Genomic DNA, 14,171 nt, shown 5'->3' with positions numbered 1-14,171 from the left:
GCAGTCCCGTGGACAAACTGACGCTTCCGCCATACACAGAAGGCGGCGTGAACAGCTGGACGGTATCTGCGGTTGCGGTTGACAAGAAAGGTAATGTATCAAACGGGCTGAAACACAAATTTAGGTGACATCCGCAGGTATCAGCCTGACAGAAAGCGTGTTTTATTCTGAAAACAATGCGCTACCCGTTATGCGCCTTGCACTTTTTATTCAGCGCGCCGCTTTCTCAAAAGGCTAATCAGACTGTTACGGCTCTGACGGGGATGTACGGGAGGAAGCCTTTTCCGCTCCATGCTGCAGGGAAGATATACGTTATGATTTATCACGCGAGGCGCTGGCAGCAAACGGTCATTTTCCAATGCCGTTCAGTGAGCCAACCGCCGGGACCTGCTGAATGCCCTGCAGAAGGAGATTGTTACAGGGCATGATGTCAGCGTTCAGTAAAAAACCATTACTGATATGCCGCCTCTCCCAGTGAAGCGGTGCTTTCCGGATCGCCGACCGCGCTTTCGCGACATGCAAGCATTTTCAGAATTCGCCACTGGGAAACCGAAAATTGCGTGGCGCTCAGAACGCTTACTGTCTTTCCCTTTTCATTATTTACCGTATATGTCTTTTTATCCATGGGGAGCAGGAGATCACCTTTGCGTACAGGGTGCGTGACGAGTGCTTCAATCAGCAGCTTTATGTCGCCCTCCCGGACTGCAAGGGCGTACCGGCCGTTAAGGTAAAGGGCGTCAATGACAATAGATCCCGTTTCTTTTCGCATCAGGGATCACTCGGACTGCCGGATATAATGCAGCAGCATAAACTTACCCTGCCGCCATATCGTATCGGCAACGGGGATCTTATACATGTCAATAAGGCTCTCATCTGATATGTACAGCAGCAGAGAGACATCACTATCCAGACGCTTATCCTCGAGCCACTGGCTGAAATGACTGGCATGGATCATCCCGTCATCAGTTGTTTTACGGAACGCCCGGCGGGAAATGTCCTCCTTATCGCCCAGTAGAATAATGTCAGAACGCTTCATTTCCCATGCTACTGCGGAGGCCAGGCCGCTATTTTGTACAACGATATATTCACTTTTTTGCAGCTGGTTTCGGATGTTTTCAATAAACGGCTGGGGTTGTTTCGCATACACCACCGCGTGCGGGATAAACATGTTATTCAGTAACCCCACAGCAAAGGGACACAGCGCAACCAGAAGCGCATACCGTTTTTGCTTAAGGGATACCATTCCCGCCACTGCCCAGAATGCAAAGCAGCAGGCTGCCACCGCCAGCGGGATAATTTCGCTCACGGAGTACAGGGGCAATACTCCCCAGGGGGCCAGGATGCCTGCGATCAGTACGAAACCGAGTAAGCCCACAATGATATTTATTCTGCTGTTGTTTTGTAGTGCACGTTTTACGTGCTGGCCCGGTGTACAGAGCATGTGTGCGGTGAGGACGGCCAGCGGCGGAAAGCAAGGAAGAACATACGTCAGCACTTTCCCTCCTGAGAGGCTCAGGAAAATAAATGGCGCGACGACGCTTAATGCCATCCAGGCTACTGCAGGGATCGCTTTTGCCTGGCGCCACGTCTGTTTCAGTGTTGCCGGCAGTGCTCCGGCCCAGGGCAGCATTCCCAGAAAGATGACAGGAAGATAAAACCAGAAAGGCGACATGTGCTGTGTATTACCCGACATGAAGCGCTGAATATGCTCCACCCGTACAAACCAGCGCCAGAAGTCGGGCTCCAGCCTGTAGACCATAATGCTCCATGGCAACGCCGCAACCAGGGAACCTGCGAGGATGAGGGGTAATGCGAAAAGCAGGGGTTTCATTCTGCGGAAAATGAGGCACCAGGGTACAAGCACAATCAGAGGAATAATAAAAGCCAGAAAGCCTTTCGTCAGAAAGGCAATGCCGCATGCCAGACCGCCCGTAAACCACCATACTGATACACTCGCTTTCCCGGACGCGTTCAGGCTTTTCCAGAACAGATAAAAAGACAGGGTGATCCAGAATGTAAAGGCCGGATCGAGAATGGCGTAGGTGCCCGTTCCGTATACCATCGACGTGGACACGTAAACTAACGTCGCCGTGAGCGCCTGATTCACATCCTGGCGGATCGCCATGCTCATTCTGAACACCAGACAGGCTGTCAGCACCGTCGACAGTGCGGAGACAGCCCTGGCCGCGACATTATTGTGGCCGAATATCCACTGTGAAATGCTGTTAAGCCAGTATCCTGCGACCGGCTTTTCGAAATGGCTGAAATCAAAAATGCGCGGGAGAAGCCAGTCTCCGGACACCAGCATTTCACGGCTGATTTCCGCATACCGCGTTTCATCGGGGAGCCACAGCGGGCTCAGTGGCAGCGTGATGAGGTAAAGAATGAAAATAATACAAATCAGAACCGAAAGCGCTGCAATTTTTTTTCTCTGAAGCTGATGTTTATAAGTGTGCACTGTTAATGATATCCGGACATGATGTTTAAACGTACCTCAGGCACAAACTGCACTGAGCATATGAAGGTCTGACTTTTTGTTTTCGTCGGTCAGGCTGAAACCGATACTGCAGTGCTCCTTTCCCCATTGTATGTTTATCGTTCCGGCGTCAGGCAGCCCGGCCATGAAAAGCCTGCCGAGTTCATCCACAATACCTGTGGTATCGCCATCCTTAAGGGATGCCACCGCGCCGAAGGGGACGGGATGCTCATTTTTACGCTTCAGAGTGAAAATGGCCTGATTTCCCGTTATGGCGCTGAAGATTGCCGGAATGATGGCACCACGCGTGGGGGTGACGGTGGCATCGGTCTGCCCGATTTCAACGTTTTCGGCAAGCGTTGACGGATCGAGGCTGATGTTTGTTGTCTGGTAAGGAGCAACAGAGGGTATGAGTGCATATCCTCTGCGGTCAGTCACCGCATTGCCTGCATTAAAAATGCTGACATTCTCCGCTCCTTTCGCATCCACCAGTGTCACTGTTTCGCCCAGTGAGGAGCCGGCGGTAATCCCATTCTGATGAACCAGTAGACCGCCTGACGCTGATGTGCCGGCCGTCTGCCAGCTGTTGCTGTTGCTGTACCAGGCGCTCAGCTGTGCTGCGCGGGTGTCCAGCATGACCTGCACGGAAGTGGTTCTCAGGGTTTCGGACGAAGAGGCGTTTTCCGTAGTGTGTCCTGCATTCCAGAAAAAGGACTGGTCTGAGGATGCGCCGTTCAGGGCATAATCCTGCGTGATGCTGTTAAGAAATGCTGTTCGCCGGTAGCTGGCGTTGACCGGTGCAGCCGTGATTTTTTCCAGAGGCAGGTTCAGCGTGAGCGAGACAATGCGTTCTTTCATTTTCTCCGAGCGTGTGTTTGTCCTGTTCTGCTCATACCAGTCGAGCATCAGCGAGCCTTGCAGGGGGAGTTGAAGGGTATAGCCGCCGCCGAGGTTCTTATTTTGTGAACCATCATAATTTCGCTGATGTGACGCGTTCATATAAAAAGAACCGTACTCACTGGCGGACTGGCTCAGGGAGAGGCTGTACTGCGTTCGCGGCCCGTTTCTGTCGGCTTCCAGTCTGTCACCACTCTGAATAATTGTCGCCAGAGTCTGCGTGCCGGGTGACATGTAGCGCGTGCTTTCCAGCTGAATACCGGTACCTGAAGACGCTATATGACTGGAATAGCGCAACCGCCAGATCCCCCACGAAAACTTATCCGAAAGGGGGCTGGCCGAGCGGGAATAGTCAAGACTGGTGCTGCCGAGAGAGCCAAGGGAAGCTCCGGCTCCTGACAGGATCGCGTAAAAGTCAGGCGTGTACTGATAGCCTCCGTAAAGCGTGATCCTGTCATTGAGACCGTAAACCGCCGTCGACTGGAAAACCCGGGGGGTATTGTTCTGAAAGCCTCCGCCCTGATATTCACCCGCTGCAACGCTGTATCTGAAATAACCATCCGGAACCGCAATAGCCGGCGCCTGCCACGGGACGGTAAAGGTCTGTCTCTGGCCGTCCGCTTCATCAATCGTGACTAGGAGTTCTCCCCTCTGCGTAAAGAGCGGCAGTGAATCAAGGATAAAGGGGCCGGGAGGAACCACGTCACTGAAGATCGTTATTCCATTGCCGGTGACGGTGACTTTTGCCTGCGTTCTTGCAATTCCTTTCACCACGGGGGAAAAGACGCGCATATTTGCCGGATACATTCCTTCATCGGTGTCCAGGGTAAGGCCGCGGAGTATGAACGGCTCAAAAATATCTGACCGGGTGAAGGTTTCTCCTGCCGTCAGGGTGCTTTTGAGTCGATTGACCGCAGTGTACGCATAGGTGACGCCGCGCTGCCAGACTGCGCCTTGCCCACTGCTTTTACTGAAGCCTGTTATATTGCGCACGCGCCATCTGCCGTAGTTCAGTCCTGGCTGAAGCGTGGACCATAACTCGTCCCTGCCCTTCTCCTCTCCTGAGCGAAACGTTGTCCTTGCGGCATTAACGTTGTAATTCAGCCTGAAGGCAGAAATGCCATCATCCCATTTATCCTGTGATGCAATCCCGTATATCTTCTTTTGCAGTGCAACCTGTGGGACACTGATGTAGAGCTCCTGTGCGGCGAGGCTGAATTCAACCTGCGCCTGAGGGATCGCTTCAGGAACGGCGCACAGCCGGCTTTCTTTTTCAGGCCTGGTTTCTGCGGCCTGCGGATAGTTGTCGACGAGAATATTGAGGCTGAGCAGCAGCTCTCTGCTTAAGCAGGGCGTAAGAACCGGTTTACCCTGACGGTCATAGACGTTGTAAAAATAGATATCTTTCTGCATTGAGAGATTTTTGTTAACGTAAATATCAACACTGTACGTTCCCGGAAGCTGTCCCCCGCTATTGAAAATGGACACATCAATGCCGCCATCCGCATTTCCAAGCAGACTGGCATCAAACTCATAGTCCTTAGCCAGTGCAGTCGTTATTCCGTTTACGCTGAGAAAGAAGATAAGAAAACAGGGATACAGTTTCATGCTATAGCGAAGACTTATACGCCGAACTTACTCCTCCGGTATCTGTGACCAGTTTCCACTGCATGACGCCCGTACCGGATGTGGCGGCTTTGAATTTTTTCTCACTGAAAGGCGCAATATAGTCGAAGCCAAAAACGGGGTTTCCGTTATGCCTGACATCCGCGAAGTTCATATAAAAGGGCCCGTCATTTTTAACAAAATAGTGGCCGTCCCTGACGGCCCATTTCAGGTTGCCGTAGAAAGAGGAGGGGGACTCTGTCACACTTCTGGGACGATAAAATATCTTGTTGCAGGTATTAAGGGAGACCTGCAGTACCACTTCAGGTACGCCTGGAACGGAAGGGGCGTCATGGCTATCCTTTGGTGGCACACCTTTTACGCACATCCATTCCATGCTTTCCCTGTCATTCGCGAAACCGGAAGCGTCTATGAGACGGACACTCAGGTTGCTTCTCTGCTGAGCTTCAAGCCTGATTAGCGGGGGGGTAATGATAAATGAGCCCGCTGTTTTCAGATCTTCTTTATATGCAACCGACTGAACGAGAACCGGATAGGACTGGGGGTTGAGCACGGAGAGCGAAACGCTTTTCCTGTCGCCTGTGAAAATGACGCGCGAGGAGCTGAGTTCAATCGCGAAGGTTTTCTGTGTTGTCTGGAGCTCCTGCGAAAACACGCTGAATGAGAGAGTAGAAAAGCCCAGCAGAATTGATGTCGCTTTTATCATTTATCTGTTCCCGATGGCGCTGAAAGCCCGGATGAAGTTCCGGGCCTGAGTGTGTGTACTATGGCGTATAGACCGCTGCATTGACGACGACTGGGTAGCTGTCGGCCTTAATGGTGGTATTGGTTGCAGTGACGACATATTTGAAGGATGTCGACGAAGGATAAACTAACCACTGAGTCCCCCCCGCATACAGTGCCGTACTGCTCAGGGTCATGGTGGCATCAGGTTGCAGGAGAAGACCAAGAGTGTTAGTCGGGTCTGACGTGCCTTTAATAATGGCGTCAATTGCAGCTGCAGGTGCGCTGTTGTTCCCGCCGCTGGCAAACTGCACAGCATACTGTGCCGGAGCGCCCCCTGACACCGCCTTAACTTCACCGGTTGCGACGTCGGTCGTTGTTCCCGGCGAAACAGAGCCTGCCGTCAGGCCTGTGACAGGGTTGAGGACGTGAGTGAAGGAATTTGGGGCGGAGATAACAATAGTTTTAGACTGGGGTGTAATATTATCTACCGATGCAGCATTTGCGGCTAATGGGCTGAAAACCATTGCAGCAATCAGTGTTTTTTTCATCGTGTTTTCCTCGCGGATTATATAATGTGTTTTGTCCCGGGGTGCCCGGAGAGTGTTATTTACGATAAAAAAAATAATATAAATACATAATTTTGAGTAATGGTGTGATATTTTTATGGTTTCTCGATTCAGCTTGCTGTCTAATTATTTTTGTATTTTCCTGCTGTTTTCATAGTTGCAGGCATGAATATCGGAGTCGAAAGAATTAAGAATGCAGTATCCGCCTGGCCACGTTTTTTCCGGAATGGACAAACATTATTACCTCGCGTTGTACGCATGGTGCCGTCCACGCCCGGAAAACCTTTCCGGGCGTGAAAGCCATGCTTATGGTGTATACACTGCCGCGTTAACGGTGATTGGATAACTGTCAGCGTTGATGGTTGTATTGGAGGCATTAACCACGTATTTGAAGGACGTTGACGAAGGATACACTAACCATGAAGAACCGCTCACAGTTTGTGTTGTCGCCGTACCGGTCATTGTGTTATCCGCCTGAAGTGCTACTGTCAGCAGATTCGATGCGTTTGTTGACCCTTTAATTGAAGCGGTAACGCCTGCTGTCGTTACCGTATTATTTCCGCCAGTCGCAAACTGAACGGCATACTGGGCCGGGCTTCCACCGGAAACTGGTTTTACTTCACCCGTGGCCACTTCCCGGCCTCCCGTTGGTACCGAGCCTGCCGTCAGGCCTGTGACTGGAGTCAGGACGTGAGTGAAGGCATTCGGTGCTGAGATAACAACGGTTTTAGTCTGCGGAGTAATATTGGTTACAGTTGCAGCATTAGCAATAATCGGGCTGAACAGCAGTGCAGCAATAAGAGTTTTTTTCATCGTATTTTCCTTACAGAATTCATAATGAAATATCTTCCGGTGTATCCGGAGTGATTTTTTTACGCCAATAAAAATAATATTTAAATGTAATTTTTTATAATAAACCTTATTTTTCCGAGCTTTACCGATTCAGCGCCTTAGTTTTAAGATTAAAGGCCTGGGTGGGTATGTTGATCCAGCTATGCCGTTTTTCTCCGGAATTTAAATAATATGAAGCCCCTTCTTCAGTATTATCTTTTCGAGGGTGTAACAGAACTCTAAAAAAGGGTAAATCGGGCTTGTGATTAATCACTATGTTTTACACTTGCGGCGAGCTTAAAAAATTCAGGAGCCGTCAGTGATGCCATTAACCAGGTGAATCGAGATTGTTCCCGCTCTGCGGGAAGGATATCTCTAAGTGGTATTATTCGGATCTGACGGAGGGACGGGATGACGGCTGTCATTCCCTTCCTTCACCAGGCAATCAGTGGCCGTTAGCGTCGCCAGATGTCAACATCCCTCGGCATTCGTGCCTGTCATGAGACGGACTGCTGTCGCGCAGGGGATTTGATGTTCTTTCTGCGCTTTCCTGATGCGCATGAGCGCATCCCCTGAAGCTCTGAGCTTAAGAACTTATACCGGGGGATCGTTTTCCGATCGGGAGGACGCAATGCTCCTGTTTCTGCTGATATATTTGACTGGCCGGAGCGGCGCAATTATTTACGCTGCAACAGCGGCAGGGACCTTTCCTGTGATAAGCGGTCTTCGTCTCTTGAACACAGTGAGGCTGCTTATGGCTTGTGTGGTTGTAGGTGTATGTTCAGGGATAAGTTGATAAATAAAGTTGCTGTTTCAGGTCTTAAGATAAACTGAAGCGCGATATACCCGGAAAACTGTTCCTTTGGCCTGCCTGGATGTATTCATTTTATTGTCACGCCTTAAGCTGTAATTGATCTTTCCGGTGTCGGCAATAACGCCGGAGCTGGCTCTGTAAATGCCGCACATATAAAAAGAGTCTATCTGTGCGAGCGCTTCTCAGCTGAATGCACTGATGATGCCATCATTCATGTGTATTATGCTGCACTGTCTGTCCGAACCCTCCGCCCTTCTTACCGTGCAGAACTCGTCTCTCATTCGTTTTGTTTTTCTCTGCCCATGCCTGATTTCATGACATTATAATTAAATGCATAAAAGTAAATTACAGGAAATTATTTTTTATAAAAGCAGTAAAATCAGTGCCTTACATTTAATGCTGATGTTTTTTATTTTATTTTAATAAATTTCATTAAATTTTGTTGCTGGATATTTCCCTCGGGGTTTTAATGGCGCCACAATTTATCCCCGGCTTTCCGGGGGTAATTGCAGAGAGAGCATTTCGCCCCCTCTATATCATTATGCGTCTTCTGTAGTTAACTAAATTTTATTAAGGCTATACAAAATGAAATACACGCTGATTTCTTCTGCCCTTCTGACAACCCTGCTGCTGTCAGGTAACGCCAGCGCAACCTTCGGCGGTACCGTTCGCTTCGAAGGGCAGGTTGTGACAGGCGCCTGTGCCGTAAACGCCAACTCGGTCGATCAAACAGTTAAGATGGGTCAGGTTCGTACAGCATCATTAGCGAACGTGGGCGACATGTCCGGCCGTCAGCCTTTCTTTATTCAGCTTGATGACTGTGACACTGCGGTGGCAGCTACTGCGGCGGTGGGCTTTACTGGTGCTGCTGACGGCGCTGATCCGTTAGCTCTCGCCATTAACGGTGGTGCGGGTGCGGCTACAGGTGTGGGTATCTACATCAGCGACAGCACCAGCAGCATTGCACCACTGGACGGTACGCTGTCCACTGCAGTGAACCTGTTTGATGGAACGAACCGTCTGCCGTTCCACGCGAACTACGTCGCTACACAGACTCCTGTCACTGCAGGTATCGCTAATGCCGTTGCCACCTTCAACGTGATTTACCAGTAAGGCGCTATCGTGACTCTTCCTGCGCGCGGTCGATTGCTGATGGGCTCATCCGCATTCCTGACGTGCCTGTTTGCCCTGCCTTGCGGGGCTGGACAGAAAGGAATCGTCGGCTTTGAGGGGGCGGTGACACATCAAGCCTGTGCCGTGGCCACCCCATCGCGCTCATGGTGGGCGCTGCCCGGAAATGCACACCGCCTTCCGGTCGGCGCTTATGCGGAGTCAGAAGTGCCCTTCAGCCTGACCATTGAGTCCTGTGCGCCGCACGTGTTTGAGGCAGCGTCCATGAACATGATCGGGCAGGCTGACGAGTCAGATGACGCCGTGCTTGCCCTGACGCCGGGCTCCGATGCCGCCTCCGGGCTGGGCATCATTATTTCAGGCGAGTCCGGGGATATTATCCGGCCCAATGCACCACTCCCGCCTTCGGTATTCAGCCGGCTGAGCGAGAGGGTTGTTCTGTTACCCCTGCGAGCGCGGTATGTCGAAACCAGCGACACCATCACCCCAGGGAAGACCAATGGCCATGCAATTATTGCCGTTGAACATAACTGAACAGAACCTGTTACGCACCCCGTCAGGGGTGTGTCTTTTATTTTGACCTATTTGTATCACCCGTATTCAGGAGTTAATAATGTTATCTGCGTTTCGTTCCGGCGCGCTGCTTTGCGCCCTCGCTCTCACGTCGGTACAGGCCCATGCCGGTGGCGTTGCACTTGGTGCCACACGTATCGTATATCCTCAGGGCTCTGCTCAGGTTTCGCTGCCCGTTAATAATACTGATGATAAGGCTCGTTTTCTGATCCAGTCATGGATTGAGGACAGCAGCGGTAAAAAATCCAGCGACTTCAGCGTCACGCCACCTCTTTTTGCCATCGAGCCTGAGAAAGAAAACACCCTGCGCATCAGCTACACGTCGCCTCGCGCACTGCCGACTGACCGCGAAACCCTTTACTGGTTTAATAGCAAGGCCATCCCACAGAGCTCTCCAGAGACGCGCGGGATGAATACTCTGCAGGTTGCGTCGCTCAGCCGCATTAAGCTTTTCGTTCGTCCGGAAGGACTTGAGCCAAAGCCTGATCTGGCGCCTGAACAACTGCGTTTCTCGCGCAGCGCAGGCAAGCTCGTTATCCACAATCCGACGCCATACCACATTACGCTTGTGAAAATGAAAGACGGCGCAATTTCGCTGCCAAATACCATGGTCGGGCCAAAAAGTGAGGTCAGCGTCGACTCATCCGGCAGTGGTGCCATTACCTTCAGCACCATCAACGATTACGGTGCCACCACGCCAACGGCAACCGGACAGATGAAGTAATCCCCGGGCATGGCCCGCGTCACCCCTTAACACCTATTTTTCCTGACGGGTAGTGAACCGTATGCACGCATTTCTGTTTCGCCGAACCCTTATCGCCGCTGCGCTGGCTACCGCCATGCGTGAAGCTGTTGCAGAAGAGGGATATTACTTTAACCCGGCTTTCGTTGCGGACGATCCGTCAGCCGTGGCAGACCTTTCACGTTTTGAAAGCGGCTCACAGAATTTGCCCGGCACCTACCGAATGGACGTTGTTGTTAACAACGTCCTTATTGATACCCGTGACGTCATCTTTGAAGAAAAGAAAGTGGAGAAGGGTATTTTCCCCTGCGTCAGCCGCGAGTTTCTTGAAGAGGTTGCGGTCAACGTGGATGCCTTCCCGGATATCCTGGCCGATGCTTCCTGCCTGAATATTGCCAAGGTCGTTCCGGGTAGTACGGCAACCGCAGATTTTGAAAAGCTCCGCCTTGAATTCAGCGTGCCTCAGGCCGCCATGAAGGCATCCCTTCGTGGTTATATTCCGCCTTCGCGCTGGGATGACGGCATTCCTGCGGCCATACTCAACTACCAGTACTCGGGTAGTCACACGAGTGGAAAATACGGTTCAGGGGGGACAGACCAGTTTCTCACCCTTCAGTCAGGTCTGAACGCCGGACCGTGGCGTCTGCGGGACTATTCGACGCTGCGCGTGGACCGTAACGGAGAGCGTACCTGGAATAACCTTTCCACCACACTTGAGCGCGGTATTATTCCGTGGCGTGCTTCGGTGGCTGCCGGAGATACCTGGACCGGTGCGGATATCTTTGACACCGTTCGTCTTCGCGGCATGAAGCTTGCATCTGACGAGATGATGCTTCCTGAGAGCATGCGCGGCTTTGCCCCGACTGTGAGAGGTATCGCGCGCACGGCTGCCCGCGTCACCGTGAGCCAGAATGGATATGAAATCTATCAGGCGCAGGTGCAGCCCGGCGCGTTTGAGTTTGCTGACCTTTACACCACAAGCACCGCGGGCGACCTCACCGTCACCATCAACGAAGCCGACGGGCGTAAGGAGACCTATGTGGTCCCGTACTCTGCCGTTCCGCTACTGCGCCGCGAAGGGCAGCTGCGCTATGAACTGGCTGCAGGTCGCGCGGAAGGGGGGCTCTCAGGGTCGTCGCCGAACCTGGTGCAGGGCACCCTCGTTCGGGGTCTGCCGGGAGGCATCACCGCCTATGGCGGGCTGCAGCTCAGTCCTGATTACCGGGCGCTTGCTGTCGGTGTTGGCAAAAACATGGGCCAGTTAGGGGCTGTTTCTGCCGACATTACGCAGGCGAATTCACGCCTGGCCGGAGGGGATGACTCAAAAGGGCAGTCCATACGCTTTCTGTACGCCAAGTCCCTGAATGACCTGGGGACCAGCTTCCAGCTGATGGGCTACCGCTACTCCACCGAAGGTTTCTATACCTTCAACGAAAGTACGTGGCATGAAAACAGCCAGCGTCTCGCGAAGAAGGGTAAGGCTCAGGTCAGCCTTTCTCAGCAGGTGCCGGGCGTGGGCTCTCTTTACCTCAGCGGTAGCCAGCAGTCCTACTGGAACAGCGACCGTACGGACCGCTATGTGCAGGCGGGCATCAGCGGTCAGGTTCGTCAGCTTTCGTGGAACGCCGCATGGAGTGAGAGCCGCGGCAGCTACGGCGGCACGGACCGTGCGCTGATGCTGAGCATTGCCGTGCCGCTTGGCAAGCCGTCATGGGACGGCTCCGGCGGTATTCTGAGCAGAAGTTACGCCTCCTGGGGACTCACCCACGACATGAGCGGGCGAATGCAGAACCGTGCCGCACTCTCCGGCAGTCTGGACAAGGACGGGAGCCTCAGCTATAGCGTCCAGCAGACCCACGACACCGGTGGAAACGGCCAGAGCGGCAGCGGCCAGCTTGGATGGAACAGCCCCTGGGCAAGCATGACGGCTGGGTTTGCACACGGCCGCGACTCGCGACAGGTCAGCGCCGGTCTCTCCGGCAGCGTGCTGGCACACCAGGGCGGGATTACCGTCGGTCAGCCTCTGGGCGAGAGCAGTGTTCTGATTGATACCGGTGGTGCATCCGGTATCAGCGTTGAAAATATCCCCGGGGTATCAACCGACGCCCGCGGTCACGCGATAGTGCCCTGGGCCAGCGCGTACCGTGAGAACCGCATTGCCCTCAACCTGAATAGCGCCGGTCATGACACAGACGTTGAAGAGGCGGTCCGCACCGTGGTGCCGACCCGGGGCGCGGTGGTGAAGGCGTCCTTTACGACGCGAACCGGTCTTCGGATGCTTGTCACGCTGAGCCGTAACGGCAAACCCGTGCCGTTTGGCAGCATGGTGACCCTGAAGGGGCAGGACGAAAGGAAACCGGTGACGGGCATCGTGGGCGATGACGGCCAGGTGTATCTGGCCGGCATGCCGCCGCAGGGTGAGCTTGAAGTGGCATGGGGCGGCGGCACTGATGAACGCTGCGTTGCCAGGGTGGGAGCCCCTGAGGGGGCTGAAGGCCTGACGCCGCTGAGCGCTTCCTGCAGCTGATTCGCGCCCCCTGAAGGCGGCAACATGCTAAGACAGAATGCAAAGACGGCAGCCCTGCTGCCGGGAAAATCATGATGAAGATAACTAACATAATGAAATATGCCTCTCCACGTGCGCTGCTGACGCTGGCTGCGGCGTGGATGCTCGTACTGGGGCTCACGAAGGAGGCAAAGGCTCAGGTCAGCTGTGAGATAACGACCGGCAATAACATGCAGCCTGTTTCCATGAATCTTAGCACCAGCCTGACATCAGGAATAAATGTGGCTGGAAAAGTAAAGGATTTTAAGACGACAACACCCGGAGGCTGGTTTGAGAAAACATGCAGGGGAACTCCGGGTGAGGTTGTATATACAAACTTAGGCATATCATCCACATTTCCTGTGGTGGGTCGCGACGGGCCATGGACATATTATAAGGTGGATGAATACTTCTCTGTCGGGCTTATGTGGAGCGACTGCTCGGGTACATGGTATTTGCCAGTTAGTCCTTTTAGCGCCTTCTGTGTAGGAGGTGGGGCTATAGGAACATACGATGTAAAAATTCCCGCTAGTGGTGTTTTTAAGACAGGCCTTGGACGCACTCAAACAACCTGGACAATCAGTCTGCGGGTTGAGAGGGCATTCAGTGGGCCACGGCCCATTATCCTTCCTAACGTGTTCCGGTACTACTATGGCGATGTTATGAATGACCGCTCTACACTTCAGGTTTTGTCCCTGACGGGCAATATCACAGTACCTGAAACCTGCACCATCAACGCGGGACAGACCATTCAGGTCGACTTTGGCAATATCGGGGCTGGTCTCTTTGAAACGGCGGGACAGAAGCCTTCCGGCTACACGCCGGTGACGACAACGGCACCAGTGACCTGCAACGATGCTGCAGCTGCCCGTAACGTCAAGGTAAGCCTTGCTGCGACAGCGGCACCGGGCATGAGCAGCGCCATCCGCACCAGTAACCCGGATGTCGGCATCGTGGTCCAGGACATTAATGACCGCACCGTACGCCCTAACGTTGACACGCTGCCGCTGCGTCTGACAAGCACAGGAGGAGGGCGCAACGAAGGCATCGTAACGATGAAGGCCTTTCCGGTGAGCACAACGGGCAAGAAGCCATCGATTGGTAACTTTACCGCCACGGCGGCCATTACGGTGACGTTTGACTGAGGAGCATGACAATGAGATGGCATATGCCGCGCGCCGCCGTGCTGATTCTGGCGACAGCTGTTCCTGAAGTTATGGCGCTGGATACGCGCATTCAGTACA

11 protein-coding genes are annotated in these 14,171 nt (G+C 53.1%); 5 read left to right on the top strand and 6 right to left on the bottom strand.

Going from position 1 to position 14,171, the window contains the following annotated elements; all coding sequences use genetic code 11:
• Window positions 1-451: 451 nt before the first annotated feature.
• The 6 genes from SPG90_RS21660 to SPG90_RS21635 all read right to left on the bottom strand — a co-directional run bounded on the left by SPG90_RS21660 (window position 452) and on the right by SPG90_RS21635 (window position 7,104).
• The gene (locus SPG90_RS21660) at window positions 452-769 is read right to left on the bottom strand and encodes a hypothetical protein (protein ID WP_322408362.1); all 318 of its coding nucleotides are present in this window, start codon (window positions 767-769) and stop codon (window positions 452-454) included.
• A gap of 6 nt (window positions 770-775) precedes the next feature.
• The gene (locus SPG90_RS21655; protein WP_322408361.1) at window positions 776-2,458 is read right to left on the bottom strand and encodes a phospholipid carrier-dependent glycosyltransferase; all 1,683 of its coding nucleotides are present in this window, start codon (window positions 2,456-2,458) and stop codon (window positions 776-778) included.
• Between the two features lie 36 nt (window positions 2,459-2,494).
• A complete protein-coding gene (locus SPG90_RS21650) occupies window positions 2,495-4,981 on the bottom strand; it encodes a fimbria/pilus outer membrane usher protein (protein ID WP_322408360.1) in 2,487 nt (828 codons plus the stop codon).
• A 1-nt stretch (window position 4,982) separates the two neighbouring features.
• Window positions 4,983-5,705, bottom strand: a complete 723-nt coding sequence (locus SPG90_RS21645) for a fimbria/pilus periplasmic chaperone (RefSeq protein ID WP_322408359.1) — start codon at window positions 5,703-5,705, stop codon at window positions 4,983-4,985.
• Between the two features lie 58 nt (window positions 5,706-5,763).
• The gene (locus SPG90_RS21640) at window positions 5,764-6,273 is read right to left on the bottom strand and encodes a hypothetical protein (RefSeq protein ID WP_322408358.1); all 510 of its coding nucleotides are present in this window, start codon (window positions 6,271-6,273) and stop codon (window positions 5,764-5,766) included.
• Window positions 6,274-6,597: 324 nt separating this feature from the next.
• Window positions 6,598-7,104 carry a hypothetical protein gene (locus SPG90_RS21635; RefSeq protein ID WP_322408357.1) on the bottom strand — a complete coding sequence of 169 codons (507 nt, stop codon included), beginning with the start codon at window positions 7,102-7,104 and terminating at the stop codon, window positions 6,598-6,600.
• Between the two features lie 1,417 nt (window positions 7,105-8,521).
• On the opposite strand from SPG90_RS21635, the gene fimA reads away from it, so the two are divergent.
• From fimA to SPG90_RS21610, 5 genes are all read left to right on the top strand, one after another.
• The gene (gene fimA / locus SPG90_RS21630; RefSeq protein WP_322408356.1) at window positions 8,522-9,049 is read left to right on the top strand and encodes a type 1 fimbrial major subunit FimA; all 528 of its coding nucleotides are present in this window, start codon (window positions 8,522-8,524) and stop codon (window positions 9,047-9,049) included.
• A 9-nt stretch (window positions 9,050-9,058) separates the two neighbouring features.
• Window positions 9,059-9,601, top strand: coding sequence for a fimbrial protein (locus tag SPG90_RS21625; protein ID WP_322408355.1), 543 nt, complete (start codon window positions 9,059-9,061; stop codon window positions 9,599-9,601).
• Window positions 9,602-9,680: 79 nt separating this feature from the next.
• Window positions 9,681-10,364: a fimbria/pilus periplasmic chaperone gene (locus tag SPG90_RS21620; protein WP_322408354.1), complete on the top strand. Its 684-nt coding sequence runs from the start codon at window positions 9,681-9,683 to the stop codon at window positions 10,362-10,364.
• 61 nt (window positions 10,365-10,425) lie between these two features.
• Window positions 10,426-12,909, top strand: coding sequence for a fimbria/pilus outer membrane usher protein (locus SPG90_RS21615; protein ID WP_322408353.1), 2,484 nt, complete (start codon window positions 10,426-10,428; stop codon window positions 12,907-12,909).
• 680 nt (window positions 12,910-13,589) lie between these two features.
• The gene (locus tag SPG90_RS21610; protein WP_322408352.1) at window positions 13,590-14,072 is read left to right on the top strand and encodes a fimbrial protein; all 483 of its coding nucleotides are present in this window, start codon (window positions 13,590-13,592) and stop codon (window positions 14,070-14,072) included.
• The last annotated feature ends 99 nt before the right edge of the window (window positions 14,073-14,171 follow it).

The sequence above is a fragment of the Enterobacter sp. D2 genome (assembly GCF_034427575.1).
In the GTDB taxonomy this organism is placed as follows: Bacteria; Pseudomonadota; Gammaproteobacteria; order Enterobacterales; family Enterobacteriaceae; genus Enterobacter; species Enterobacter cloacae_M.
This window is presented reverse-complemented; position numbering and strand designations above follow the sequence as displayed.